Source organism: Achromobacter sp. (assembly GCF_057314935.1).
In genome coordinates this window covers 86,524-111,574 of sequence record NZ_DBHKZA010000005.1, presented here as the reverse complement: position 1 = coordinate 111,574, position 25,051 = coordinate 86,524, and the positions used below count along the sequence as shown (strand labels likewise).

General features: G+C 65.3%; 24 protein-coding genes. 7 read left to right on the top strand and 17 right to left on the bottom strand.

What is annotated here, in order from left to right; genetic code table 11:
* Positions 1–5 precede the first annotated feature (5 nt).
* Complete coding sequence (locus ACO6D5_RS03330; protein WP_315529442.1) at positions 6–1,469, top strand: N-acyl-D-glutamate deacylase; 1,464 nt, start codon at positions 6–8, stop codon at positions 1,467–1,469.
* A 37-nt stretch (positions 1,470–1,506) separates the two neighbouring features.
* Positions 1,507–2,466 (top strand): tripartite tricarboxylate transporter substrate binding protein BugE, encoded by a 960-nt coding sequence (locus ACO6D5_RS03325; RefSeq protein WP_485824586.1) that lies wholly within the window; start codon positions 1,507–1,509, stop codon positions 2,464–2,466.
* 6 nt (positions 2,467–2,472) lie between these two features.
* On the opposite strand, the gene ACO6D5_RS03320 is transcribed toward ACO6D5_RS03325, so the two are convergent.
* Genes ACO6D5_RS03320 through ACO6D5_RS03300 form a run of 5 tightly spaced genes read right to left on the bottom strand, consistent with a single transcriptional unit; the run spans position 2,473 to position 6,908 of the window.
* Complete coding sequence (locus tag ACO6D5_RS03320) at positions 2,473–3,861, bottom strand: flavodoxin domain-containing protein (protein WP_315529440.1); 1,389 nt, start codon at positions 3,859–3,861, stop codon at positions 2,473–2,475.
* A gap of 4 nt (positions 3,862–3,865) precedes the next feature.
* A complete protein-coding gene (locus ACO6D5_RS03315) occupies positions 3,866–4,891 on the bottom strand; it encodes an FAD:protein FMN transferase (RefSeq protein ID WP_485824585.1) in 1,026 nt (341 codons plus the stop codon).
* Positions 4,892–4,905: 14 nt separating this feature from the next.
* Positions 4,906–5,706 (bottom strand): DUF4198 domain-containing protein, encoded by an 801-nt coding sequence (locus ACO6D5_RS03310; protein ID WP_485824584.1) that lies wholly within the window; start codon positions 5,704–5,706, stop codon positions 4,906–4,908.
* A gap of 31 nt (positions 5,707–5,737) precedes the next feature.
* The gene (locus ACO6D5_RS03305) at positions 5,738–6,253 is read right to left on the bottom strand and encodes a DUF2271 domain-containing protein (protein WP_006225409.1); all 516 of its coding nucleotides are present in this window, start codon (positions 6,251–6,253) and stop codon (positions 5,738–5,740) included.
* A gap of 28 nt (positions 6,254–6,281) precedes the next feature.
* Positions 6,282–6,908 (bottom strand): PepSY-associated TM helix domain-containing protein, encoded by a 627-nt coding sequence (locus tag ACO6D5_RS03300; RefSeq protein ID WP_485824583.1) that lies wholly within the window; start codon positions 6,906–6,908, stop codon positions 6,282–6,284.
* Positions 6,909–7,096: 188 nt separating this feature from the next.
* On the opposite strand from ACO6D5_RS03300, the gene ACO6D5_RS03295 reads away from it, so the two are divergent.
* Both ACO6D5_RS03295 and ACO6D5_RS03290 read left to right on the top strand, forming a co-directional pair.
* Positions 7,097–7,651, top strand: a complete 555-nt coding sequence (locus ACO6D5_RS03295) for a DUF308 domain-containing protein (RefSeq protein ID WP_315847501.1) — start codon at positions 7,097–7,099, stop codon at positions 7,649–7,651.
* Positions 7,652–7,656: 5 nt separating this feature from the next.
* Positions 7,657–8,049, top strand: coding sequence for a CrcB family protein (locus ACO6D5_RS03290; RefSeq protein WP_315847500.1), 393 nt, complete (start codon positions 7,657–7,659; stop codon positions 8,047–8,049).
* A 71-nt stretch (positions 8,050–8,120) separates the two neighbouring features.
* Here ACO6D5_RS03290 and hpnE read toward each other — a convergent pair whose 3' ends face one another.
* The 3 genes from hpnE to hpnC are packed head-to-tail and all read right to left on the bottom strand — an operon-like array spanning position 8,121 to position 11,151.
* On the bottom strand, positions 8,121–9,443 hold the full coding sequence (gene hpnE / locus ACO6D5_RS03285; protein ID WP_485824582.1) for a hydroxysqualene dehydroxylase HpnE: 1,323 nt from the start codon (positions 9,441–9,443) through the stop codon (positions 8,121–8,123).
* Entirely contained in the window at positions 9,440–10,303 is an 864-nt protein-coding gene (gene hpnD, locus ACO6D5_RS03280) for a presqualene diphosphate synthase HpnD (RefSeq protein WP_315844938.1), read from the bottom strand. The genes hpnE and hpnD overlap by 4 nt, the downstream gene beginning before the upstream one ends.
* A gap of 17 nt (positions 10,304–10,320) precedes the next feature.
* The gene (gene hpnC / locus ACO6D5_RS03275) at positions 10,321–11,151 is read right to left on the bottom strand and encodes a squalene synthase HpnC (RefSeq protein ID WP_485824581.1); all 831 of its coding nucleotides are present in this window, start codon (positions 11,149–11,151) and stop codon (positions 10,321–10,323) included.
* A gap of 130 nt (positions 11,152–11,281) precedes the next feature.
* Here hpnC and alr point away from each other — a divergent pair, with 130 nt between their 5' ends.
* The 3 genes from alr (at position 11,282) to ACO6D5_RS03260 (ending at position 17,058) form a co-directional block, all read left to right on the top strand.
* Positions 11,282–12,409, top strand: coding sequence for an alanine racemase (gene alr, locus ACO6D5_RS03270; protein ID WP_315844940.1), 1,128 nt, complete (start codon positions 11,282–11,284; stop codon positions 12,407–12,409).
* Between the two features lie 177 nt (positions 12,410–12,586).
* Positions 12,587–13,306 (top strand): SDR family oxidoreductase, encoded by a 720-nt coding sequence (locus tag ACO6D5_RS03265; protein ID WP_006225417.1) that lies wholly within the window; start codon positions 12,587–12,589, stop codon positions 13,304–13,306.
* Between the two features lie 131 nt (positions 13,307–13,437).
* Positions 13,438–17,058 carry a transporter substrate-binding domain-containing protein gene (locus ACO6D5_RS03260; protein ID WP_485824580.1) on the top strand — a complete coding sequence of 1,207 codons (3,621 nt, stop codon included), beginning with the start codon at positions 13,438–13,440 and terminating at the stop codon, positions 17,056–17,058.
* 5 nt (positions 17,059–17,063) lie between these two features.
* Here the strand turns inward: ACO6D5_RS03260 and ACO6D5_RS03255 are convergent, their stop codons facing one another.
* From ACO6D5_RS03255 to ACO6D5_RS03215, 9 genes are all read right to left on the bottom strand, one after another.
* Positions 17,064–18,266: an EAL domain-containing response regulator gene (locus ACO6D5_RS03255; protein WP_485824579.1), complete on the bottom strand. Its 1,203-nt coding sequence runs from the start codon at positions 18,264–18,266 to the stop codon at positions 17,064–17,066.
* 114 nt (positions 18,267–18,380) lie between these two features.
* Positions 18,381–18,935 (bottom strand): fimbrial protein, encoded by a 555-nt coding sequence (locus ACO6D5_RS03250; protein WP_485824578.1) that lies wholly within the window; start codon positions 18,933–18,935, stop codon positions 18,381–18,383.
* A gap of 9 nt (positions 18,936–18,944) precedes the next feature.
* Positions 18,945–19,376, bottom strand: coding sequence for a fimbrial protein (locus ACO6D5_RS03245; RefSeq protein ID WP_485824577.1), 432 nt, complete (start codon positions 19,374–19,376; stop codon positions 18,945–18,947).
* 92 nt (positions 19,377–19,468) lie between these two features.
* Complete coding sequence (locus ACO6D5_RS03240) at positions 19,469–19,936, bottom strand: fimbrial protein (RefSeq protein WP_485824599.1); 468 nt, start codon at positions 19,934–19,936, stop codon at positions 19,469–19,471.
* Between the two features lie 76 nt (positions 19,937–20,012).
* Positions 20,013–20,681, bottom strand: coding sequence for a fimbrial protein (locus ACO6D5_RS03235; protein WP_485824576.1), 669 nt, complete (start codon positions 20,679–20,681; stop codon positions 20,013–20,015).
* Positions 20,648–21,403 carry a fimbria/pilus periplasmic chaperone gene (locus tag ACO6D5_RS03230; RefSeq protein ID WP_485824575.1) on the bottom strand — a complete coding sequence of 252 codons (756 nt, stop codon included), beginning with the start codon at positions 21,401–21,403 and terminating at the stop codon, positions 20,648–20,650. The genes ACO6D5_RS03235 and ACO6D5_RS03230 overlap by 34 nt, the downstream gene beginning before the upstream one ends.
* Positions 21,404–21,462: 59 nt before the next feature.
* Entirely contained in the window at positions 21,463–23,913 is a 2,451-nt protein-coding gene (locus ACO6D5_RS03225) for an outer membrane usher protein (protein ID WP_485824574.1), read from the bottom strand.
* Between the two features lie 66 nt (positions 23,914–23,979).
* The gene (locus tag ACO6D5_RS03220; protein ID WP_485824573.1) at positions 23,980–24,534 is read right to left on the bottom strand and encodes a fimbrial protein; all 555 of its coding nucleotides are present in this window, start codon (positions 24,532–24,534) and stop codon (positions 23,980–23,982) included.
* Positions 24,535–24,600: 66 nt separating this feature from the next.
* Positions 24,601–25,051: fimbrial protein (locus tag ACO6D5_RS03215; protein ID WP_485824572.1), on the bottom strand; the 451-nt coding region annotated here is incomplete at its 5' end.

Below are 25,051 nucleotides of genomic sequence, written 5' to 3'. Positions count from 1 at the left end.
CAATCATGCGGCAGGAAACATTGGATCTGATCATTGAAGGCGGCTGGGTCATCGACGGCCTGGGCGCACCCAGGCAGCGCGCGGACGTCGGCGTGGCGGGCGAACGCATCGCGGCGATCGGCGATTTGTCCGGCGTGGCCGCTACCCGCAGGCTGGACGCCCGGGGCAAGATCGTGGCACCCGGGTTCATCGACGTGCACGGCCACGACGACCTGATGTTCGTCGAAAAGCCCGGCCTGGAATGGAAGACCAGCCAAGGCATCACCTCGGTTGTGGTCGGCAATTGCGGCGTCAGCGGCGCGCCCGCGCCGCTGCCCGGCAACACCGCCGCGGCGCTGGCCTTGCTGGGCGAAACGCCGTTGTTTGCGGACATGCAGGCCTACTTCGATGAAGTGCGGTCTACCCAGCCGATGATCAATGTGGCGGCGCTGGTCGGCCACGCGAACCTGCGCCTGGCCGCCATGCGCGACCCGACGGCAGCGCCCAGCGCAGATGAACAGGCGGCCATGCAGCGGATGCTGGCCGAGGCGCTCGCCGCGGGCGCGGTGGGGTTCAGCACCGGCCTGGCGTACCAGCCGGGCGGCGTGGCCGAACCCGCTGAATTGGAGGGGCTGGCCCGCGTGGCCGCGGCGCATGGCGCGCTGCACACCAGCCATATCCGCAACGAAGGCGACGAGGTCGAAGCCGCCGTGGACGAAGTGCTGGCCGTCGGGCGCAGCACGGGCTGCGCCACCGTGCTCTCGCACCACAAGTGCATGATGCCGCGCAACTGGGGCAAGAGCCGCGCCACGCTGGCCAACATCGACCGCGCCCGCGCCGAAGGCGTGGACGTGGCGCTGGACATCTATCCCTACCCGGGCAGCTCCACCATCCTGATTCCCGAGCGCGCTGAAAGCATCGACGATATCCGCATCACCTGGTCCACGCCGCATCCCGAATGCAGCGGCGAATCGCTGGCCGACATCGCCGCGCGCTGGGGCTGCGACAAGACGACCGCGGCCCGAAGGCTGTGCCCGGCAGGCGCCATCTACTTCGCGATGGACGAAGCCGAAGTGCAGCGCATCTTCCAGCACGAATGCTGCATGGTGGGCTCGGATGGCTTGCCCAACGATGCGCATCCGCATCCGCGCCTGTGGGGCAGCTTCACGCGCGTGCTGGGCCGCTATGTGCGCGAAGCCGAGCTGCTGACGCTGGAAGCCGCCGTCGCCAAGATGACGGCGCTGCCCGCGCGCGTGTTCGGCCTGGCCGGACGCGGCCAGCTCAGCGTGGGGGCGTGGGCGGACATCACGGTGTTCGATGCGGACACGGTGATGGACCGCGCCACGTGGGAGTCGCCCACGCTGGCGTCTGCCGGCGTCGAGCACGTGCTGGTCAACGGCCAGCCCGTGTTTCCGGCGGCCGACGGCATGGCGCGGCCCGGAAAGATATTGCGCCGGGAACCCGCCGCGCGCGGTCAAGACACCGAATAACAACAGCAACCATCCTTCAGGAGACAACCCCATCATGATGATGCGCAAGACTTGTACGGCCCTTCTGCTTGCCGCCGTGCTCCCCGCGGCCCACGCCGCCTTTCCGGACCATCCCATCACCCTGATCGTGCCGTTCCCGGCCGGCGGCCCTACCGATATCGTCGGCCGGGTGGCGGCGGCGAAGGCGGGCGAGATCCTGGGTCAGCAGATCGTGGTGGAAAACCGCACCGGCGCCTCGGGCACCATCGGCATGGCCGCCACGGCGCGCGCCAAGCCGGACGGCTACACCGTGGGCTTGGCCACCGTCAGCACGCACGGCACCGCGCCGCACCTGTTCCCCAACCTGGCGTACGACCCCGTTAAGGATTTCACGCCCATCAGCAACCTGGTGACCAGCCCCAACATTCTGAGCGTGAATCCGAAATTCCCCGCGCAGACGCTGGCCGACTTCGTGTCGCACGTGAGCGCCAATCCGAACAAGGAAGGCTACGCCAACGCCGGCGCGGGCGGCGTGAACGACCTGGGCATGATCTGGTTCCTGCAGATCATCGGCGGCAAGATGAACAGCATCTCTTATCGCGGTTCGGCGCCCGCGTTGACCGACACCGTGGGCGGCGTGGTGCCGGTGATCTTCGACAACTTCCCGTCGTCGTTGCCCTACCTGAAAAGCAAGCATCTGCATGCGCTGGCCATCACGGGCGCCGAGCGCAACCCGCGGCTGCCCGACGTGCCGACGTTTGCCGAACAAGGCTACAAGGACTACGACGTCACCGCCTGGTACGGCGTCGTCGGGCCAGCAGGGATGCCCGACGACGTGCGTGACAAGTTGGCCCGGGCCTTCGCCGAAGCCGTGCGCGATCCCGCCACGGCGGCAAAGATGGAAGAGACGGGCGCGTTTCCGCTGGGCAACACGCCGGCGGAATTTTCTGAGCAGATCCGCAGCGAACGCGACCGTTGGAAGACCGTGATCGATCGCGCGCAGATCAAGCTGCAGTAAGCGCCGTCAATAGACATCGCGGCGGTACAGGCCGCCGTGCTGCATGGCTTGCAGGCGGTCGTCGCCCAGGATGTCCTGCAGGGCGGCATCGACGCCGCTTGCCATGCCTTGCAGGCTGCCGCAGACATAGATGGCGGCGCCCGCGTCCACCCAGGACCGCACCGCGTCGGCGTGTTCGCGCAGCAGGTGCTGCACATACCGGCGCTGAGGTTGGTCGCGGGAGTAGACGGCGTCCATGCGTTCCAGCGTGCCGTCCTGCTGCCAGGCCGCGATGTCTTCGTCGCAGAAGCGGTCATGCGCGGCGTTGCGTTCGCCGAAGACCAGCCAGTTGCGCCGGTGACCTTTGGCGCGGCGGGCCTTGATCAAGGCCCGCAGGCCGGCCAGCCCGGTGCCGTTGCCCACCAGGATCATCGGACGTCCGTCTTGCGGCGCATGGAAATTGCGGTTGGCGCGCACGCGCAGTTCAATGCCGTCGCCTTCCTGGGCGATATGGGTCAGCCAGCCGCTGCCCAGCCCCAATCCGCCGTCCGCGCTGCGCATCTGGCGCACCAGCAACTGGATGGCGCCATCTTCCGGCAGGGATGCGATGGAGTACTCGCGGTGCGCCTGCACCGGCCCGCCGCGGGCTTGCCGGGGCCCGATCTCGGCGATGTCCCCGGCCATCCATCGTGGCGTTTCGCCCGCAGGCGGCGTCAGCGTCAGCAGATAGCAAGGGCCGCCCTGGCTTTCGGGATTCATCAGGCGGCGGTCCGCCAGGCGCCAAGTGTCGTAGACGGGCGCCTGCCAGTCAGGCAGGTCGCTGCGGCCGGCCAGCAGGCCCAGATGATGCTGCCAATGGCGCAGCGCCGCCGGGTCGCCGTTGTCCACTTCCACCAGATCGAACAGCGGCGTTGCGCCTTGCGCATGCAGCCAATCGTCAAGCCGGTGGCCAAAGCCGCAGAACTGGGCGTATTCGCTGTCGCCCAACGCCAGCACGGCGTATTGCATGCCGGCCAGGGCCGGCGCGGCGCGGGCGGCCGTCGACGCTGCCTGCATCTGGCCAGCGAAGGCCGCGGCAGCGTCGGGCGGGTCGCCTTCGCCATAGGTGCTGACCACGAACAACACGCGGCGATAGGCAGCCAGGCGAGTCAGGTCCACCTGGTCCAGCGCCGCCACCCGGATCGTCAGGCCGCCGGCGCGCAGGGAGTCGGCGGTCTGGGCGGCCAGCGTTTCGGCGTAGCCGGTCTGGGTGGCGTAGGCGACCAGCAGCGTGTCTTCGGGCGGGGGGGCGTCCAAGGCTTGCAGGGCTTGCGCGTGCAGGGCTCGCTGCCGCCGGGCGCGCCGCCACGCCCATAGGCAGAGCAGCAGCCAAAGCCCCACCACGCATGCCGCAGCGATCAACCGGGTCAGGCTCATGGGATCAGCGAGGCAGCGCCAGCGCCTGGAACGCCGGAGTGGCGACGACGCGATAGGCATCGGCGTCACGCAGGATGAAGAGGGCCGCCAGATCATGGCGGCGGGCATAAGCCAGGCCGTCCGTTTCGCCCAGCACCGTCAGCACGGTCGCCAGGGCGTCGGCCTGCATGCAGACCGGGTGCAGCACGGAAACCGAGGCCACGTTGTTGCGCACGGGCTGGCCGGTGCGCGGGTCGATGGTGTGGGCATAGCGGGCCTCGCCGCTGCCCGCATGGCGGCGGTAGTCGCCCGAGGTCGCGATGCTGCGGTCTTCCAGCGGAAAGGCCAGGGCATGGGCATCGCTGGCGTCGGGCACTTCGACGGCGACGCGCCACGGCTGGCCGTCGGGCCGTTTGCCGCGTGCGCGCAATTCGCCGCCGACTTCCACCAGGTATTGCGTGATGCCCAACGCGTCCAGCGCCATCGCGGCGCGGTCCACGCCGTAGCCCTTGGCGATGGATGACAGGTCCAGGTAGACGCCGCCCGGTTGGAGGGCGGCCTGCCGGCCGGCATCCAGCGCTACGCGCCGCCAACCGCAACGCCGGCGCGCGGCCTCGACGGCGGCAGGCGAGGGCGGTTCAAAGGCGCGTTGATGCGGTCCGAACCCCCAGGCGTTGACCAGCGGACCCACTGTCGGGTCATAGGCCCCTTCGCTGTCTTCCGCCAGCGCCATCGCATGGCGCAGCACATGGAAGAACGCATCGGGCAATTCCCGCCAGCCCGCGCCGGCCTGATTGAACAGGCTGATGTCGGAACCGGCTTCCCAGGTGCTCATCTGCGCCACGACCTCATCCAGCGCGGCCTGCACCGCCAGCCGCGCCGCCTGGTCGCTGCAACCGGCGGGCAACGCCAGGCGCGCCGACCAGGTCGTGCCCATGGTCGCGCCAGCCAGCGCAGCCGGCGCCGCAAGCGCGGCCGGCATCGCGCCATAGGCGACGCGTACTGCGGGGGCCGCCGCGCCGCGCGGCGCATAGGAAGGAGAGGTCGCCACGCGCGCGCTGCCGCTTAGGGCTGCAGCACTTCGACGGTGCCGGCGTACGACAGGCGGCGCTTCTTGGCTTGCGGCACGGTGACCTTGGCGTCTTCCATGCCGGCTTCGATCCAGTACAAGCCGGGTTGCGCCCACTTCACCGAGAACTTGCCGTCCTTGTCCGTCTTCAGCTTGATTTCGCCGACCTTGTCGCGATAGCGGCTGCCGCCGGGCACCACGTTCACTTCCAGTTCCGCGGCGGGCTTGCCGTCTACCAGCATCTGGAAGGTGGCTTCCTCGCCCGTGAACAGGTCGTTGGGATGCGTGACGGGCGCCAGCTCCAGGCCGCGGCCCACCGGCTTGACGGTCGTGGGCTTGCCCGCAGTGACGAACGTTTCGACGCGGCCCAGGCTTTGCGACACTTCCAGTTCCTGCGCGTTGGCGGGCACGGCCTGGGCCATGCCTTCCACCTTGCCGAAGTAGCGCTTGTTCTTGCCGTCTTCCTTCCAGCGCGCGAACACGCCGTCATTGACGACCGCCACGCGATAGGTGCCGCTTTGCTTTAACTGCAGGTCGAAGGTGCTGCGCAGCTTGCCGCGGTTCAGGTTCTCGGCTTCGGCGGCATTGCCGTCCGGGGCGGTGACGGTCAGGCCGTCCAGGCGCAGCGGGGCATGGTTGAAATAGAACTTGTCGTTGCCCACGGCCGCGTCGACCGTGATCCAGCTGTCGGTGCCCGACAGCACGGTGGAGGACGGCACGATCCAGACGTCATGCGCCTGCGAGGCGAAGGGCAGGCACAGCGCCAGGGCGGCGGCCAGTTTGGCGGCGGATTTCATGGTTGCGCTCCTTGAAGGCGGTTCGATGGGATCAGGGTTTCAGGTCGAGCGCGATGGCGCCCAATTCATGTTCGCCGCGAGCGGTCAATTGCTCGGCTTTTTGCGGCGGCCACTGGAAGGGGATGCGCAGCAGTTCGCGGCCGCCCACCTCGCGGGCGGCTTCGACCACCACGGCGTACTGGCCAGGCTTGAGGCCCGACAAGGGCTTGCTGGCGGCGTCGAAGCTCAGCGCATGCTTGCCGACCGGCTTGGTCGCGCCGCTCACGCCGTCCACCGGGAATTGCTGGTTGCGGCCGCTGCGGCGCCACCACTGGCGCATGTCTTTGAGCCACTCGGTGCCTTCGTTGTTCTTCTTGGCCACGTCGTACCAGACGGCCAGGTCGGCCGCCACGCTCTGATCGGGGTTTTCGATCCAGATCGCCACGTAGGGGCGGTGGTACTCGGCCACGTCCAGGCGCGGCACCTCGATGTTCAGGCCGATATCGGCCGCTTGGGCCGTTCGGGCGATCAGGCCGGCCAAGAGGGCCGACAAGAGCAGTTTGCGCATGGAATTCTCCAGGGGCGGATCGATGGAATCAGTGGATGAAGAGCAGGGCCAGGACCACGGGGATGACCACGCCCAGGCCCACCATGGGCCAGGTCGCGCTGCGGTTGCCGGCGTGCATCTTCAGCAGCACCAGCCCGGTCAGCGAAAAGACCAGACAGGCGACAGCGAAAATGTCCAGGAACCAGCTCCAGGCCAGGCCTGTATTGCGGCCCTTGTGCAAGTCGTTCAGATAGGAAATCCAGCCGCGGTCCGTGCGTTCGTATTCGACGTCGCCGCTGGCCAAGTCGATGGACAGCCAGGCGTCGCCGCCGGCGCGCGGCAGCGACAAATACACCTCGTCGGCAGACCATTCGGCCGTCTTGCCGGCGGTGGCGGCGTCCAGCGCTTCATCCAGCCATTGCGCCACGGGGGCGGGCAGGGGGGCCTTCTTCTGCCCGGCAGGCGCGGACAATTGCTTCAACACGGGTTCGGGCAATTGCACCTGGCGGCTGGTCACCACGGCTTTCGATTCGATGTGCGACGCGTTGTTCAGCGTCAGGCCGGTGATGGCGAACAGCAGCATCCCCAGCAGGCAAAGCGCCGAGCTGATCCAGTGCCATTGATGCAGCGTTTTGAGCCAATAGGCCCTGCGCCGGGGGGTGGGTTGACTGTCCATGCGGGATTCGATTTGAAGGCGCGGATTCTAACATTTAATGAGAATTACTCTTATAAAACACCGTGCTGAGCGTAGATGGGGATTTCAATCCGTTTCGAAGCGCCGCCTCGCCCTTGAGGCCTCTGGCGTGGCGGCTGCCGCCCTGCGGGGATAAGATAGGCCACCCGTTACCAACACCGGAGGGCGTCATGCTGGAACCGCAATTGGTGGATCATATCGGTCGTCATTGGGGGTGGGTCGCCTTGCGCGGCGTCATCGCCATCCTGTTCGGATTGATGGCGCTGTTCATGCCGGCCATCACCTTGTCGGCGCTGGTGCTGGTCTGGGGGGCGTTTGCGCTGGTCGACGGCGTGCTCGCGCTGATCGCCGGCGTACGCATCCGCGACAACGGCAAACCGCTGTGGGCGTTGATCATCGTCGGCCTGCTGGGCGTGGCTGCGGGCATCGCGACCTTCCTGTGGCCCGGGCTGACCGCGCTGGTGCTGCTCTACATCATTGCCTTCTGGGCGCTGGCCGCAGGCGTATTCCAGGTGATCGCGGCCATCCGCTTTCGCAAGGAAATCCGCAACGAATGGCTGCTGGGACTGTCGGGCGTGGTGTCCATCCTGTTCGGCGCCATGCTGGTCGTGCAGCCCGGTGCGGGCGCGCTGGCGCTGGTGTGGGTCATCGGCATCTACGCCGTGTTTTTTGGCATACTCCTGCTGATCTTTTCTTTGCGGCTCAAGCAGCACCGGGCCCCCTGACGTCCATGACCGCGTACCAAACCCTGATCCCCCTGAATTTCCTGGCCGTGGGCCTGGGCGCCATCCTGGGCGCCTGGACCCGCTGGCTGGTCAGCCTGTGGCTGAATGTCGAATCCTGGCCGTGGGGCACGTTCGTCGTGAACCTGGCGGGGGGATATCTGGTGGGGCTGGTGCTGGCGATGGTGGCGGGGCATCCCGAATGGCCGGCATGGGTGCGCCTGGGCGCCATCACCGGCTTCATGGGCGGCCTGACCACCTTTTCGACCTTCTCGGCCGAAACCGTGGCCATGCTGGAACGCGGCGCCTACGGCAGCGCACTGGGCTATGCGGGCCTCAGCCTGGCGGGGTCGCTGGTGTTGACGGCCGCGGGCATCGCCACGGCGCATCTGCTGCGCTAGGAAGGGTTGCCGGACCCCGGCCGGCGGGCGGTGCATCCCTCGCGCCGCATCGCCAGCGGGGCCCTCCGCCCTCAATCCGCGCGGGGGTTCAGGACGCGCGCGGCCTGCAGCCCGCTTTGCACCGCGCCTTCCAATACGCCGGGATAGCCCGTGTCGGTCCAGTCGCCGGCCAGCGCCAACGTGGGCCAGGGTGTGGAATTCAACGGCCGCGTCAGTCCAGGCACCGCCGCGAAGGTGGCGCGCTTTTCAATCAGGAGCTCAGCCGCGGACACTTCCGGCATGGCCGGCAGGCGCGCGGGATGGCGCGCCGCCTGTTCGGCCACCTGATCGATCAAGGCTTCGATCACCTGATGGCGATTGCGCTCTGCGATGCTGGTGGCCGCGCTGGCCACCACGGCCAGTTCGCCCGCCTTGGTGTCGCCGGCCAATTGCGCGCGGTCGAACAGCCACTGCCCGACATGGCCCCGCGAAGCTTCCTCGCGCAACATCATCATCGGTTCCGGCAGGCGCCATGGTTCGGCCAGCCGCAGGTTCAGCGTGGCGATGGGCAGGTAGGTGAACGCTTTCAAAGCATCCAGCAGGCCCGTGGCGCCGGCTTGCCGCAAGGGCGCATCCAGCAAGCGGGCCGCGAAGGTGGGCGGCACCGCCAGCACGGCGGCGTCAAACCGTTCCTGATTGACGACGATGCCGTCGTCCGACGGGTCCAGTTGGCGCACCGTGCTGCCGTAGCGCATCGTGACCTGGCGCGCCGCGGCGTCCGGCCACAAGGCGGACAGGTCCGTGCAGGGCAGCAGCAAGTCGCTGTCCGCGCGCGTGCCGGCCAGGCTGTCGCGCAGCACGCGTGCAAACAGCGTCGCGCTGGCCGTGGCGGCAGGCGTGTTCAGCGCCGCCAGGCACAGGGGTTCCCAGACCTGGCGGATCAGCGCGTCCGACTGCGCGTGGTAATGCAGCAGCTGCTGCACCGTCCAGTCGCGCGGCGGCATCCACGACATGGCTTTCAGGCCGCGCATCAGGCGCAGGGACGCAAAACGGTCGGCCCACGACAGGCCGCGCGCGCGCAGGATGGCGATCGCCATGTGCAGCGGGGCGGGCAGGCGCGGGGCGGACAGGTGGAAACGGCCGTCCAGGGAAGACAGGCGCAACGGCCTGCGCATCAGCAGGGCATCGGGATTGCGGCCCACGCGGCGCATCAGCGCCAAGGTGTGCCTGTAGGCGCCCGACAGCAGATGCTGGCCGTTGTCCAGCGGGGCGTCGAAGTCGCCATGGAACACGCGGCGGGCGCGGCCGCCAGGCGTGTGGCCGGCTTCGAACACGGTGACCTTGGCGCCGGCTTCGCGCAGGGCGACGCTTGCCGCCAGCCCCGCCCAGCCCGCGCCGATAACCGCCGCCTTCACCGCGCCAACCGGCGGACCAGTCCGCGTCCGCCGCCCACCCAGGTTTTCCACGCCAACCACAGCTTGCGCAGCGGGGTCAGCGAAATGCGCTGGTGCAGCACCTGCCAGTTGTCGCGTTCGATCTCGTCAAGCAGCGCGTAATAAATGGCGGCCATCATCAGTCCGGGCCGCTGCGAACGGCGGTCGGCTTCGGGGAGGTTGCGCATCGCTTCGCGATAAAGCTCCCGGGCGCGGTCGGCCTGGAACTTCATCAGGGCGCTGAACCGGTCCGAATACTCGCCATTCAGGATGTCCGAGGCCTTGACCTCGAATTGCTGCATGTCGTTGACGGGGATGTAGATGCGGCCGCGGCGCGCGTCGTCGCCGACGTCGCGGATGATGTTGGTCATCTGGAACGCCAGGCCCAGCTTTTCAGCATAGACCAGCGTCTTGGGATCGCTGTAGCCGAAGACGCCGGCGGACAACTCACCCACAACGCCGGCGGCGTGCCAGCAGTATTTGCGCAGGCCCGGCCAGTCCAGGTAACGGGTCTGGTCCAGGTCCATTTCCATGCCGTCGACCACGGCCAGCAGGCGCTCGCGGGTGATCGAACAGCTTTGCAGGTGCGGCTGCAGCGCCCGCGTCACCGGGTGATCCGGCTTGCCGTCGAACATCTGGTCGATCTGCGTGCGCCACCAAGCCAGCTTGACGCGGGCCAGTGACGGATCGGTGCATTCGTCGACCACGTCGTCCACTTCGCGGCAATACGCATACAACGCGGTGATCGCGCGGCGGCGTTCGGGCGGCAGGAACAGGAAAGAGTAGTAGAAGCTGGAACCGCTCTTGGCGGCTTTCTCCTGGCAGTATTCGTCAGGGGTCATAGATTAGGCAGGGCCTGTTACTTGATAGAGCGCCACAGCATGATGGCCCAGTCTTTGGCGCCCAATTCGGGGCGATTCATGAATACATCGTAGCCGCTCGCCTCGATACGCTCCAGCACGCGCAGCCCGCCTTGCACCACCAGGCGCAGCTCCAGGCCGATGCGGCCCGGCAGGCGGCGCGCCAGCGGAGCGCCGAAGTGTAGCAGCGCCCGCGTGCGTTCCACTTGGAAAGCCATCAGTTCGCGCCAGGCGGGCGTCAGGCGGCAGGCGGCCAGGTCGTCGTCGGTGACGCCGTGGCGGCGCAGGTCTTCCTGCGGCAGGTACACCCGGTGCTTGTGCCAGTCCACCCGCACATCCTGCCAGAAGTTCACCAACTGCAAACCCGAGCAGATGGCGTCGCTTTCGGCCGTGTCCTGCGGACCGGTCGCCTCGAACAGGTGCAGCATCAGGCGCCCGACGGGGTTGGCCGAGCGCGTGCAGTAGTCGGCCAGCGCTGCGTAGTCCTCGTAGCGTTTGACGGTGATGTCTTGTTCGAAGGCGGACAACAGGTCGTAGAACGGCGTGATGGGCAATTGATGCTGGGCGATGGTCTTTGCCAGCGGCGTGAAGATGTCGGCCAGGGGCGGCAGGCCGGGCGGGGGCGTCGTGCCGGGTTCGGCGCCGATCCGGTGCAGCTCGGTGCGGAACGCCGCCAATTGGGCCAGGCGCTCGTCGTCGGTGGCGCCGCCCTCATCGGCGATGTCGTCCGCGGCGCGGGCAAACCGGTAGATATCGGTCACGGCGCCACGCAGCCTGCGCGGCAAGAGCAGCGAGGCGACGGGAAAGTTCTCGTAGTGATCGATAGACATGATTAGCAGCTCGGGTCGGGTCTCCGTGGACCCTTTCGACATCATTTTAGAGTAGTCGTTTCATCAGGGCACGATGATGCCCGGCGGGGGCGACGATCAGTTAGACTTAAGCGCCACAGGATCTCACATCATGCCGCGCCCAATTACCGCCACTGTCTCCGTTTCTGCCCTTGCGCACAATCTTGCCACCGTGCGCCGCCACCTTGAACAGACCGCCGCCGCGGCATCCGGCCTCCCGCCGTCCATCTGGGCGGTCATCAAGGCCAACGCCTACGGGCACGGCATCGAGCAGGCGGTGACGGGGTTTTCCAAGGCGCAGGGCCTGGCGATGCTGGACCTGGACGAAGCCGTCCGCTGCCGCGAGGCGGGCTGGGGCGGCCCGATCCTGCTGCTTGAGGGGTTCTTCAACCCCGCAGACCTGGATCTCGTCGACCGCTACCACCTGAGTACCACGGTGCACAACCGCGAACAGCTGGACATGCTGGCCCGCGCGCGCTTTGCGCGCCGCGTGGACATCATGCTGAAGTTGAACAGCGGCATGAACCGCCTGGGTTTCAGCCCCGCCGCCTATCCCGCCGCGCATGAACGCGCCATGCTGCTGCAACAGCAAGGCACGGTGGGCTCCATCGGCAAAATGACTCACTTCGCCTGCGCCGACGGGCCCCAGGGCGTGAACGAGCAATTGGCCGTATTTAATTCGGTGACGCATAAGCTGCCCGGGGCGATCAGCGTCTGCAACTCCGCCGCCACGCTGCGTTTCGCCGACATCGCGGTCGGTTCGCCTACCCAGACGCATTGGGTGCGTCCGGGCATCTGCCTGTACGGCGCGTCCCCGTTCGCCGACGCCGAAGCCGCGTCCTTCGGTTTGAAGCCGGCCATGTCGCTCAGCTCCGAGATCATCGCGGTGCAGGAGCTCAAGGCCGGCGATTCGGTTGGATATGGCGCCATCTTCCGGGCCGAACGCGCCATGCGCATCGGCATCGTCGCCTGCGGCTACGCCGACGGCTATCCGCGCCACGCCACCACCGGCACCCCGGTCGTCGTGGCTGGCATCCGTACCCAATTGGTCGGACGAGTCTCGATGGACATGCTGATCGTCGATCTGGATCCCATCCCGGCCGCCGGCGTGGGCGCGCCCGTCACGCTCTGGGGCGAAGACGGCCCTTCCGTGGATGAGGTGGCTCAGGCCGCCGGCACCATCGGCTACGAGCTCCTCTGCGCCTTGGCGCCGCGCGTCCCCGTCACCCGGGACGCCTGAGCGGCCTGCTTTTCCCCTGGCGCGGCCCCCCAGGGCGGTTGCCGTCCAGGGGTGTCCGGAGGGCAAGAATTGCTACGCAATTTACAAGACAGCCGACGCCGGATGGTGTCTACTTGGAACACCGGGCGCTCAAGCGCCCGTTTTTGACACAGAAAACAGACTGCGAGGTTTCCACCCATGAAGGACAAATGCGTGCTCATTACGGGCGCCACCAAAGGCATAGGCTGGGCGCTTACGCAACGGCTGTCCGACATGGGCTGTCACGTGGTCGGCATCGCGCGCAACACCACGGACGTCGATTTCCCCGGTTATCTGTACGCCTGTGACCTGGCCGATGCCGGGCGCACCGAAGAAGTCCTGCGCGAAATCCGCGACAAATTCCCGGTCGACGCCGTGGTCAATAACGTGGGCATCGCGTCCCCGCAGCCGCTGGGCGAAATCGACCTGGCCACGCTTTACAACGTGCTGGACCTGAACGTGCGCGTGGCGGTCCAGGTGACGCAGGCCTTCGTCGAATCCATGAAGGTGCGCCGGGCCGGGCGCATCGTCAACGTGGTCAGTCGCGCCATCTATGGCGGCCTGGACCGCACGGCCTACTCGGCCGCCAAGAACGCGCTGGTCGGTTGCACCCGTACCTGGGCGCTGGAGCTGGCCGAGTACGGCGTCACCGCCAACGCGGTCGCGCCGGGTCCGATCGAAACCGAAATGTTCCGTGCGACGCGTCCGGCGGGCAGCGACGGCGAAAAGCGCGCGTTGGCCTCGGTGCCCATGAAACGCCTTGGCACGCCGGCGGAAGTCGCTGCCGCGATCGCCTTCCTGTTGTCTGACGATGCCGGCTTCATCACTGGCCAGGTACTGGGCGTGGATGGCGGCGGCAGCCTGGGCGGGCGGTCTTAAGCCGCGGGCCGGTCCGCCGTCGCCAGGCACTCCTGCCGGCGGGGCGGCCTCGTCACGCGGCCGCTGCAGCGCGCGTCATCGCTGCCTGCGGCGTCGCCATTTCGATCTTGCATAGTTCCTCAGGCAAGGGAATGACCGTACGGCGATTATTCTTCTTTGCGTTGTTCTGGCTGCTCGGGGCCGCGACGCCGGCGTTCGCCCAAGCACAGCAGCCGCTGCTGCTCACGGTGCAAAGCCAGGTCCATCTTCAACGGGCCGTCCCGGCGATCTCGGACGACGATTGGCGGTGGTTGCGCCAAAAGCAGGAACTGGTGCTGGGTGTCGTTCAAGAGGACCGGGCCCCATTCGAAATCGTCCACCGCGACGGCACCTATAAGGGCATCACGGCGGACGTCAGTTCACTGACGGCCCAACTGCTGGGCTTGAATCTGCGCTTGCTGTCTTACCCGACTCGGGAAGCCGCGCTGAAAGCCCTGGATCAGAAAGCCGTGGACATGGTCGGGGGCGAGATGCGCCCCGATGATCGCAAGATCGCGGCGTTCAGTTCCCCCTACGTCGTCGACCAGGTGGCGATTTTCAGACGCGCGGCCGACACGCGGGATCTCCCGCCTGGGCTGGACGGCCTGGCAGTCGCGGTGGGGGCTGACGATGCGTTGGCTGCCCAGGTGGCAGTGCGTTATCCCAAGGCGAAGATCGTCCGCTATGCGTCCACGGACGAGGGGCTTGGCGCGTTGGCGTTCGGCCACGCGGATGTCTACGTGGATGGGGCGCTGGCGGCCTATCACAGCATCAACCGGTCTTTTTTCGATTACGTGAAGTTCGGCCGCTACACCGAGCTTGCGACGCGTTACAGCTACGCGCTGGCGTTGGACAATGACCGGCTCCGGGGCCTGGTGGACCAGGCCATTGCCGCAATCGGACAGACCCTGCCCGAAATCGCGCGCAGCTGGGCCGGCAGCGGCTTCATTCCGGGAAGCCGGAACATTTCGTTTACGCCTGACGAGTTGCGCTGGATCGCGTCGCATCCCAAGCTGCGGGTGGTGTTGAACGATGATCTGGCGCCGGTCGCCTTCTTCAATTCGAACAAGGCTTTCTCCGGGCTGGCCTCTGACCTGCTGGAAATGGTCACTTTCCAGACCGGGATCCAGTTCGATGCCTTCAGCCGCAAAGGCAGCTTCCCCGACCAGATCAAGGCGATCGCCGACGGCGAGGCCGATATCGCCATGATGAGTCCGACCGTCGAGCGCGAGCAGGTGCTGCGGTTCAGCCAACCCTTTTCCGTCGATCCCTTGGTGCTTGTCACCAAACGGGGGAGCGCCGGGCAGACGTCGCCGGTACGTACGCTGGCGATAGCCGGAGGCCATACTGCCGCCGAGCTGGTCCCGCCGCGCTTTCCGACTTCCTCGCTTGTCGTGGCCAGCTCTAGCCTGGACGCCATGAACAAGGTCTATGCAGGAGATGCGGACGGCGCAGTCTTGGCCTTGCCGGCCGCGCGGTACTACATCGGCCGCCTGTTCAAAGATGAACTCGCCATCCGCGACGTGTTGGATGCCCCTGCCGTGTCGCTCAGCTTCGCCGTGCGGCGCAGCGACCCTGAACTGCAATCCATCCTGAACAAGACGCTCGCGATCCTGACGCCTTACCAGATGAGCGCGTTCGCCAACCGCTGGAAAGCGGAACCCGGCATGAGCGGCGAGACCTGGCGCGATTATGCCGTCATCATCGCCCAGGTCGTGGGCGCAGCCGTCCTGCTGCTGCTGGGCGTGCTGGCCTGGGTCGTGATGCTTCGCCGCCAGGTGCGCGCCAAGGGAGAGGCAAAGCAGGCGCTCAAGGAGCAGTTGCAGTTCGTCAAGACATTGATCGACAGCATGCCCCCGCCCATCTATGTGCGCGATGGCGAAGGGCGCATGCTGGTCTGCAATCGCAGCTACCTCAAGGCGTTGGGGCTGCAGGCGGAGGACGTGCTGGACAAGACCGCATTGGCGTTGCCCGCCGTCGAATTCGAGGCTGCCGGGGACTTCCACGAAACCTACATGCAGGCGATGCGTCAGGGAGCAATGATCTCGGGCGTGCATCGCGTGCGGATACGTGGCGTCGAAACCTGGATCGACCATTGGGCGCAGCCCTTTGAAAATGCCGCGGGTGTGCCCAGCGGCGTGATCTGCGGGTGGCTGGATATCACCGAGCACCGCAACCTGGTCCAGGAGTTCGCGGCCGCGAAAGAACTGGCGGATGCGGCCAGCCGGGCCAAGACCACGTTCCTGGCGACGATGAGCCACGAGATCCGGACGCCGATGAACGCGATCATCGGCGTGCTCGAACTGGCCTTGAAACGCGCGGACAACGCGCCCATCGACCGCAACAGCATCGAAATCGCGTACGCCTCGGCCCAAAGCCTGCTGGCGTTGATCGGCGACATCCTGGACATCGCCCGCATCGAATCCGGCCGTTTGAGCCTGACGCCGGCGCGCGCCGGACTCCGGGAACAGGTCGAATCCGTCGCCCGCGTGTTCGAAGGCCTCGCGCGTCAGAAGGGCCTGCGCCTGTTGCTGGAAATGGACGCCAGCATCCAGACCGATGTGCTGATCGACGCCTTGCGCTTCAAGCAGATTCTGTCCAATCTGGTGGGCAACGCCATCAACTACACCCAAAACGGCGATGTCCGGATCGAAGTCAGGGGCGAGGTGACCGAACCCGCGCTGCTTCAGGTCGACGTCGCCGTGCAAGACACGGGCATCGGCATTTCGGCAGAAGACCAGAAGCGATTGTTCAAGCCCTTCGCGCAAGTGCGCCACGAAGCGCAAAGCTCGGGCGGCACAGGCCTGGGTCTGGTCATCAGCCGGTCGCTGTGTGAAATGATGGGAGGCCGCCTGACGCTCGATAGCGAGCCGGGCGCCGGCACCACCGTCCATGTCTCGCTGCGCCTGCAGATGCTGGAGCCGGCCGCTGCGCCCGCAACGCCGGCTCGGCGGGCGCTGGCGCGGCCGCGCGTGCTGCAGGTTCTGGTCGTTGACGATCATTCCGTCAGCCGTCAAATCCTGATGCAGCAGCTGCGTTTTCTGGGCCACGAGGTGCAAGACGCCGCAGACGCAAGCGCGGCGCTACAGACGTGGCGGGCCCAGCCGTTCGACATCGTGATCACGGACTGCCGCATGCCCGGCATGGACGGCGCGGCATTGGCCGGAGCGATCCGGCGCGAGGAAGCGCCGCGCGGCAAGACCCCGACGCTTATCATCGGCGTCACGGCGGACGCACAGCCCCAGGAAATCGAGCGCTATGTGCAGGCCGGAATGGACGAATGCCTGGTCAAGCCCGTGGGTTTGGACGCGCTGGGCGCAAGGTTGGCGCATTACATGGCTGCAAGGGGGGACGATTGGGCGGATGACGCGGATGCCCAGCCGGCCGAGGCGCTGTTCGACTTGGCCCCTTTGCTTGAGATCGCTGGCGGCGACGGCCGCCGTCATTGGGCTTTGCTCGAAGAGTTGATCCGCACCAACCGTGAAGATGTGGCCAAAATGCAGACCCACGCGGCGCAAGGCAACCTGTTGCAGGTTGCGGAACTGGCGCACCGGATACAAGGGGCCGCAAGCCTGCTGAAGGCAGCGCAGCTGGTGCGGGCCTGCGCCGACGTCGAACGCGTGTGCCATGCGGGCGCCGCCGATGCGCAGGCCTTGGCCGCATCCATTCAAGGTTTGCAGGAGGCTGCGCTGGCTCTGGAGCAAGGGTTGCTCAGGCAGCGCGCGCAGGGGTGAGCGCGCTAGCGCGCCGCCGTTATGGCTTGCCTGCCATGTGTCCGGCAAAATCCCAGGAAATGGTCGGCGGGCATGGGCCGCGCGTACAGGTAGCCCTGCGCGATCGTGCAACCCAGGTCCCGCAGTTGGGCCTGTTGCTCCAGGGTTTCCACGCCTTCCACCACCAGCGGCAATTGCAGCGCTTCAGACAGTTGGACAATGCCGCGGATGATCAATGCGGCGCGCGGCTGTGTCCGGAGCCTGCGGGTGAACGTCGCGTCCAGTTTCAGCTGGGTGAAGGGCAGGGCGCACAGCCTGTCCAGCGACGAGTGGCCGGCGCCGAAATCATCCATGGACAGCCCGCAGCCCATCGCACGAAGCTTCAGCAAGTTGTCCAGGATGGTGGCTGGCGTGCTGATCATTGTCTCTTCAGTGATCTCAAAAAGGATGGCTGTGGCGGGCGTTTCGTGGCGTGCCAGCAGTTCGCCGACGTCGTCGGCCAGGGTCGGCGAGGTCAATTGCGAGGGATGCAGATTGAATGCCAGCGTGGTGGGCATGGCTTGCCGCCTTAATTCGCGCAGCAGCGTCAACCCTTGCTCGAGGAGCGTCCGGAACAGGCCGTCGATCAGGCGATCGGCCACCATGGTCGGCAAAAAGTGCGCCGGAGCCAGCAAGCCCCGCGAACGATGGTGCCATCGCGCCAGTACTTCTGCCGCCAGCAGGGTTTTGCCGTCTATGTCCACGATAGGCTGGTAGTACGCCTTGAATTCGTTGTTGTCCAACCCTTGGCGCACGTCTGCTTGCGAGGCGATGCCGTTCTGGTGCGCTGACGCGCAGCGATGGCCGCCCTGCCGGAATTTGGCTGCCAGCGATGCCAGGCGAGCCGCATTCAAGGGTTCACCCAGATCTCCCAGGTATTCCAGGTCCAGGCATTCAATGCATGCCGCGGTGGTTTCAAGCACGGTGTCCTCATGGATGCCGCTGGTGATCACAGCGTGGATCAAGGACAGTTCGCTGGCTTCGCGCAGAAAGGCGAGCCCGGCGTGGCCTTCCCGATGGAAGCTGCAGATGGCGATATCGATGCCGCCGCAAGCCTTCAACAGGGTCATGGCTGTGGCGGGCTCCGATGCTTCATAAATGCGGCCGCCGACCATCGTCTTTAGCGCCGTCGACATGACCATACGCTGGAAGGGATGGTCATTCAGGACCAGGACGCTAAGGTTCTTCATTTGGCGCCGACGTAGACATGAGAAAGGACGCTCATGCTAAGTACGGCGACTGTCCTCGACTAGGCGAGAATTCCTGGCTGCAAGTAGGAAACTTCCGAAACCAAGGCGGCGAGCTCAGTCATAACTGAGCGTGAAAGTGAGCGTGGCGTGCTTGATTTCTCCGCGGCCTATCTGATGGTTTTCAAGCGCCTCTTGTTCGCCCTGCAAATAGGCCATGAACTGGATGTCATTTGCCCCGGCGCTCACTCGGCCGATGGCGTTTTGCGCCTTCAGGGGCAGAGGATTTCCCTGCGGCGTCTCCAGGCCGATCGCCACCCCGCTGATGCCGTCGCTGTCCAATGCCAGAAAGCCTGGCAGCTTGTTGCTTTCCGGCCCGTCGAAGTAAATGCTCAGGCTGTTGTTGCCGTGCGAGATGTCGCAGTTCAGCAAGCGCAGCGTGATGGGCCGCCCGGGTGTACGGCCATCCCGGTAAAGGTTCTTGTCGGGAACCGCGAAAAAATTCAGCTGCACTTTCTCGCTTTCCGGGCTAAGCGCGCAGGCTTCGGCGACCAAGCGCCCCGAAAAGGCCATATTGTTGCCGGCGGACTGGGCGCCGGCCGGCTGGACCATGCAGGACAGGCTGGCGACCAACACGATCAGGGGGCTTATGGCCATCTTCTTCATGCGCATGGCGGGCTCCTAGTAAAGCTCGGCAATCAGCAGGGCGGAAGCCGTGAATTCCGTGAGCGGCAGGCGCGAACCAGATAGCTTCACGGGAACGGCTTCCAGCGTAGGCGGCGATTGCGAGGCGTCCAGTTTGATTTCATGAGCGGTGTTCAAGACGAAGTCCGTGTCCTGGTTCAGGATCAGTTTGATGCCAAGATCGGGCACCGAAGACTGCACCGCGGCAGACTCGAACTCGGTGGGCGTGCCCACGACCGTCAACTTCATCCGCCACGTCATGCCCGGCCGTATGCCTGGGCAGTCGATCTGGTAGGGGACGGTCTGTTTGTAGTTGTCGCCGTCGATCTTGCTGATATTGATGTTGCGCTTGAAAACGACCTCGATGCGTCCGCCCCTGTCGCTGACGGTGCAGGGGGGCGGCGCGACCAGGTAGCCGCTGAATCTCATGTTTGGCGGGTCGGCGCGACTGCCCGCTGACACAAGGACGGCGACCAACGCCGCGCTGCGGGCGATCCGCGCCAGGTATCGGGAACGGCGCGTCATTGGTAGTCCACCACCATGGTCGCCGCGGCACTGAACTCACCGCCCGTAATCTTTCCTGTGCTGTGGGCCACTAAAACAGCCTGCAGGGTCGGAGGCGATGCGGGATTCAAGGAAAACCAATCGTTCAGCGCGATACTGGTCGTGCCCCGTTTCAGGGCAATGCCAAGACTGCTTTGCGTCGGAATGCCCAGCAGATCGGTGTTGAAGTCGGCGCCGTCACCCGAAATCTTCATCTTCAGGGCGTAGGAGCCGGCGCGCTTGCAGTCGAGCGTATAGGGAATCACTGCCATCTTGTAGTTCCCATCGATTCGAGAGATCTGCACATCGCCGAAGGGAATATTGATCGGCTGATTGTCGTTGATGATGCAGGGTACTTTTGCACGGATCGTCCCGGAAATCTGGATGCGAACCTGCTTGGTGGTCACATCGCTTTGGGCCTGGGATAGGGAGGGAGGGGCCAGCATCAAGGTCAAGACCGCGCACGTGGCCAACAGGCTGCCAGCGCGTCTCGGCTGCCGCTGGCGCGACAAGGCGGTAGCGTCAGTCATAGGTCAGATAGAGGTTGATGTAGGAGTGAAAGGCGCCTGCGCGCAACGGGGCTGATGTCCGCTCCGGGGTGACGTAATAGGTCAGTACGCTGTCGCCAGGTTGCACGAACCAGGGGCGGCTGGACTTGTTCAGTTGGATGGGACGCCTCAAAGCATCGGTTAGCCGCAGGCCGAAGCCGGCCGCGCCCGCCACGCCCGCAAGTTCCGGGTTGTCCATGTCCGCCGGTGCTCTGAACGTCAAACCGATGACGGGCTCGGCGCTGCTCCATGCCAGTGCGCCGCCATGTTCGTCGCGCCGGCCGCCTTCGGTTCGCACGCAACCCCGCAGCCGCAGCTTGATGGCCACGGGAACGCCTTGGTCCCCGGGCCGATGCAGGTCTGCCGTACCGGTGTTGCCCAGCCAGATTTCCTGATAGGCGGAATCCATCGCCAGGCTGCACGCGGTTTCCAGCAATGTGCCTGAAATAAGGAACTGGGCGTTAGGTCCCCGGGCGTCCGGTTTGTCTGCCGCAGACGCAACGATGGGGCCAGCCGCCAGCAACAGGGCGAACCAGATTGCGGGGGAGGCATTTCGCTTGTTGGGCTTCTGTTTCATGATTCCTTCCGGGGCGGGTGTGGGCTGCGTGTTCAGCGACGGTCCTGCACCGGCCTGGCCGTGCATTCGGCGCCGACGCAATGGAACTCCAGCTGCGGTCGTCCGCCGTAATCATTGACGTAGGTCAGGACGGGCGTTGCACCTAGCACCTTGACGCCAACGCTCAAGGCCGCTTGCGATTGCGGCGCGAGCATCAAGGGCTCAAAGGCGTCGGGCGTTTTGCCGTTCACGCTATCCGAGGCATCGATAAGCGTGATGTAGAAGGGGGTGGGATTGTTCACCACGTATTGGTCCCCTTGACGCGTCAGGGTCAGGCGTTCTTGCCAGGGCGAGGATGAAGGACCCGAGGTCTTGCTGATCGCCGTTGGCCGATAGAAGAGCTTGACGCGCGTTTGCAGCGCGATCTGCAAGGTGTTCGCCTTGTCGCTGCGGGGAGGAACCTCCCGCAGATTGAAGTAGAAGAGCGATTCACGGTCCTGCGGCAATTGATTCAACGCCGGCAACCCTTGAATCTTCAACTGGCTTTTGCCGCCCGGTTCGAGGCGTTGGATGGGGGGCACGACGACCAGGGGAGAACTGATCTTCTCCTCGCGTTCGTTCTCGATCCAGGCTTGCGCCAGATACGGCAGCTGTTCGTTCTGATTGCTGATGCTCAGGGTGACGGACTTGTCCTGACCGTTGAACACCACGCGGGTCCGGTCCAGGGAGATGGCGGCCGTCGCGGGCTGCGTGGTCAGCAGCGCGGCCAGCGAGAGTATGGCAAGAGAGGCGAAAGAGGTGAGTTTCATAGTGAGGTATGTGGTCTGTATGGGATTGATGGGGCGAGGGGCCAGACGACGGTGTGAGCCTAGGACGGGGGGGCGCAAACATAGGCTTGGCGCAAGGCGGACGAGTCCGTTTCGGGCGCAATGGTGAATTGGCAGGGTTCGTTGCCTCCCCACTCAACCGACATGACTTCGCCGGTTTGCATGCCGCTCAGATACACCATTCCATCGTCGCCGACGATGCCGGTTTCCTGGTCGCGGCGGTTCTTCACGCTGACGCCGAAAGGCGCAGGCGTACCGTCAGGCAATTGCAAGGCGACCATCCCCTTTTCTCCGGCGATGACTTCCAGGCTGCGGTAACCGATCGCGCCTTCGGTCAGCGTGGCCTGCGCGACGGATCGCATGGCCTCCACGTCGTCGGGCAGGTTGTCCAGGTCGATGTTGGCCTGGTTGCGGTAGTAGCTGTTGACATCGGTGATGACCGCCTTGCCGAACCAGTTCGTTTCAGTGGCCACGCCGTTGCCGCGCACGGGCACGCCGCCAACGCCCTGTGTGTCGACCATCAGGCGGGTTCCGCCCGGTGTGGTGCTGCGATGCAGGGCGGCGCCGCGCGCGGTCACCGTCGCTCCGCCCTGTAACGACAGGCCGACCGAGCTGTAGGCACCCGTCTGATGGCTGGCGCTGACCACGGTTTGCGCCCACGGCCCGTCGTACGAAAAGTAGCCTTGTGCGGTATTGCCGCCGTTGCCATGGCCTGCGCTGATCATGTAGTTGCTGCGCTCGTTCAGCCTGCTGTAGTAGCCCAGGTCGTGTGTGGTGCCGCTGCGGTTCGACGAGGCGCTGTAGCTGAGCGATCCCTTTTCACCGAAGGGGATGCTGAGCGACAAGTACACGCCGTTATCCGACGCGTTGTACGCCTTGTTGCTATAGCCGGTGACCGACACGCTCAGGTCCTTCAAGCGGCCAAGATCGAAATAGCGCGAGGCCGACAGGCTGTAGCGCCGGTTTACCGGGCCATTCCAATAGTTCTGATGGCTGTAGTTGAGGTACACGTTGGTACCCAGCTCGCGGAACTGTTTGCTGAACGAGATCGTGTACATCTCTTTGCTGCGGTTGATGGGATTGCCCTCGTAACGGGCGGTGAGCAGGTCATTCAAGCTCGTGAAGTTCTTCTGTGAAAACCGGTAGCCGGCAAAGGTGACCTGGCTGTCGTAGTCGTCGAACCGTTTCGAATAGCTGACCCGATAGGATTTCCCCATCAGCACCTGGCGTTCGCGGCCGACGACGGCGCGTGATTGCGTGACGTCGACTGACACCGCGCCGAATGTCAGCAGGTCGCGGCCGACGCCCAGGGCGACGGCGCCATAGTCCTTCGCGCCCAAGGCGCCGCCGAAGAGCGACCAGCCATTGCTCACGCCCCAGGAAAACTCCCCGGTTCCGAACACGGGGCCCTGCAAGCGGTGGTTCCACTCGGAAGGCTTGCCGGTCGCCAGATTGAAGCGCAGGCTGCCCGGCCGCGACAGGTAAGGGATGCTGGCCGTTGCGACCCGGAAATTCTGGTGGCTGCCGTCTTGCTCTTCAACGCTGACATCCAGGTTGCCGCTGACGGCGTCGTTCAGGTCCTGGATGCGGAACGGCCCCGGGGGTACCTGCGTCTCGTACAGAACGCGTCCTTGTTGTCGAACCACCACGCGCGCGTTGCTGCGGGCGACGCCGGTAATTTCGGGTGCATAGCCGCGAAGGTTCGGCGGCAGCATGCTGTCGTTGGTGGCCAGGCTGGCGCCGGTATAGCGAAAGCCGCCGAACAGGTTGGAGTTCAAATAGTCTTCACCGACGATCAGGGTGGATTTCCATCCGGGAATGGCGCGCATGGCATAGAAGCGGCTCCAATCGAATCGCTGCGTTGACGGCCTGCCTGACCCGCGTTCCGCCTGCGCTTGCCAATCCGCGCGCAGGCGCCAGGCACCCACGTTGAGCCCCGTCGTGCCGTTGCCGCTGAGATAGGTGCTGCGGCCGCCTTCGCGGGAGCGCCGCGTCGTTTGCGCATTCAGGTTGTAGTCCAGCACGGCGCCGGCAATGCCGTCGTCCCATCTGGAAGGCGGATCCCAATTGGGCGCGGTGTATTCCAGGTCCGCTTGCGGCAAGGTCACGTAAATCGCAGCCTGGCCCAAGTTCGCGTTGACCTGCATGCCGGGAATGCTGCTGGTGTCCAGGCAGGCGCCATCGTTCCACCACGCAAGCTTGTCGATCGTGGTCTGCCGCAAGCCGAACTCGGCGACGTGCTCGGGCGCCAGGCACGCGAGACTGCCTCGCGGATCGTCGGGCGGAGTCAGGAAATGGATGAGAATGTCGGTCAGCTGTTGCTGGTTCACATGCAGCACCAGGTTGTAGGCGCCAGGCATGATGTAGTTGGCGCGGGAGAACAGGCTCAGGTCGATGTTCTGCCGGTCCTTCAGGTCCAGCACATCCATGTTGAACTGGACGTCGTCGGATGCCTGCGAGAGGCCGGCCGCCAGGCATAAGGCGGTGCTCATCAATCCCTTGCGATAAATCACTTCTGCGGCCTCTGGAGTATCGTGAAGAATCCGTTCCAAAATGGCTCAGAAGTAGTGCATCCTCAGCCGGACGGTTATTTGATAGTTGCCGGCCTTTAGTGCTTGACCGGTGCCTTGCAGGCTGAGCAAATAGCGCAGCGTCGTGTCGCCAGACGGCGGCATGTATTCGAGCCGTGACGCCCCCGGCAAAATGACGTGGCCGTTGCTGTCCTGCAGACGCATGGCGACGCCTCGCGCCGAGCCTCTTGCCACAAAGAGGTGGCTATCGCTGTCTCCTTCGAAAGTGAGGGCGAATGGATGGGAGCCTTTAGCGTCACCGCCAGCGGTCTGGGTCCTGGCGCAGCCCTCGATGTAAATCCGGAAGGCTTTCTGGATGGTGGTCTCGCCGTTGATCAGTCTTGCCAGTGAAAGCTGACCCATATCGATGGTCTGGTCTTCGGAATCCACTCGCATGGTGCAGGCGGATGTGGCAATGGACCCGCTCATCGTGATTTGCCCGTTCAGGACGTTTCCCAACGCCGGTTGGTCAGCGAAAGCCAGTGCTGCCAACAGCAGGAACAGAATCCGTCGAGGGGCGGGAAATGCGGTAACCCTGCGCATCAGGCGCCTCCTAATGAGGGACTGGAGCTGGCCTTCGGCGCAGCTCCAGATGCGTTGGCGTGCGGGTTACTTGTAGGTCAGCGTGAAGTTGACCGAGGCGTGGAACTCGCCCGGAACGATCGCGACGTCCTTCTTGCCTTGTTGGCCGTCATCTTCTTGCTCGCCCTGCAGGAAGGCTTGGAATTGCATCGAGGGCGTGGCGGTGTTGATCTTGAGGGCGGACGATTCGTCGCCCATCTTGATCAATTGGCCGCGGCCGTCGGCGATGCCCAGGCTGGCACCCTTGGCCACGCCCTGGATCGCGACGAGACCGTCATAGGCGCCCGACGGCGTGGCGGTGGTGAACGTTGCGGTCACGCTCTTCTTGACGTCTTCCAGGTCGCACCCGAGCAGGTTGATCTCGAAGGATTTGGGCGTCGACTTTTTGCCGCCCTTGATTTCCGCGCTGGCGATCTGGTCCATCGTGACGGTTTGGTTGATGGAATCGCTGGCGATGGAGCAAGGCGCTTCAACGATC

Coding starts and splice junctions, on each gene's coding strand:
- ACO6D5_RS03245 (WP_485824577.1), bottom strand. CDS start 19,376: ATGAGATTCAGCGGCTACCTGGTCGCGCCGCCCCCCTGCACCGTCAGC.
- hpnC (WP_485824581.1), bottom strand. CDS start 11,151: ATGTCTATCGATCACTACGAGAACTTTCCCGTCGCCTCGCTGCTCTTG.
- ACO6D5_RS03305 (WP_006225409.1), bottom strand. CDS start 6,253: ATGCGCAAACTGCTCTTGTCGGCCCTCTTGGCCGGCCTGATCGCCCGA.
- ACO6D5_RS03235 (WP_485824576.1), bottom strand. CDS start 20,681: ATGCACGGCCAGGCCGGTGCAGGACCGTCGCTGAACACGCAGCCCACA.
- ACO6D5_RS03310 (WP_485824584.1), bottom strand. CDS start 5,706: ATGAAATCCGCCGCCAAACTGGCCGCCGCCCTGGCGCTGTGCCTGCCC.
- ACO6D5_RS03265 (WP_006225417.1), top strand. CDS start 12,587: ATGAAGGACAAATGCGTGCTCATTACGGGCGCCACCAAAGGCATAGGC.
- ACO6D5_RS03295 (WP_315847501.1), top strand. CDS start 7,097: ATGCTGGAACCGCAATTGGTGGATCATATCGGTCGTCATTGGGGGTGG.
- ACO6D5_RS03240 (WP_485824599.1), bottom strand. CDS start 19,936: ATGCTGGCCCCTCCCTCCCTATCCCAGGCCCAAAGCGATGTGACCACC.
- ACO6D5_RS03250 (WP_485824578.1), bottom strand. CDS start 18,935: ATGCGCATGAAGAAGATGGCCATAAGCCCCCTGATCGTGTTGGTCGCC.
- ACO6D5_RS03255 (WP_485824579.1), bottom strand. CDS start 18,266: ATGAAGAACCTTAGCGTCCTGGTCCTGAATGACCATCCCTTCCAGCGT.
- ACO6D5_RS03320 (WP_315529440.1), bottom strand. CDS start 3,861: ATGAGCCTGACCCGGTTGATCGCTGCGGCATGCGTGGTGGGGCTTTGG.
- ACO6D5_RS03300 (WP_485824583.1), bottom strand. CDS start 6,908: ATGGACAGTCAACCCACCCCCCGGCGCAGGGCCTATTGGCTCAAAACG.
- ACO6D5_RS03290 (WP_315847500.1), top strand. CDS start 7,657: ATGACCGCGTACCAAACCCTGATCCCCCTGAATTTCCTGGCCGTGGGC.
- ACO6D5_RS03330 (WP_315529442.1), top strand. CDS start 6: ATGCGGCAGGAAACATTGGATCTGATCATTGAAGGCGGCTGGGTCATC.
- hpnD (WP_315844938.1), bottom strand. CDS start 10,303: ATGACCCCTGACGAATACTGCCAGGAGAAAGCCGCCAAGAGCGGTTCC.
- ACO6D5_RS03225 (WP_485824574.1), bottom strand. CDS start 23,913: ATGAGCACCGCCTTATGCCTGGCGGCCGGCCTCTCGCAGGCATCCGAC.
- ACO6D5_RS03260 (WP_485824580.1), top strand. CDS start 13,438: ATGACCGTACGGCGATTATTCTTCTTTGCGTTGTTCTGGCTGCTCGGG.
- ACO6D5_RS03220 (WP_485824573.1), bottom strand. CDS start 24,534: ATGCGCAGGGTTACCGCATTTCCCGCCCCTCGACGGATTCTGTTCCTG.
- ACO6D5_RS03230 (WP_485824575.1), bottom strand. CDS start 21,403: ATGAAACTCACCTCTTTCGCCTCTCTTGCCATACTCTCGCTGGCCGCG.
- ACO6D5_RS03325 (WP_485824586.1), top strand. CDS start 1,507: ATGATGCGCAAGACTTGTACGGCCCTTCTGCTTGCCGCCGTGCTCCCC.
- alr (WP_315844940.1), top strand. CDS start 11,282: ATGCCGCGCCCAATTACCGCCACTGTCTCCGTTTCTGCCCTTGCGCAC.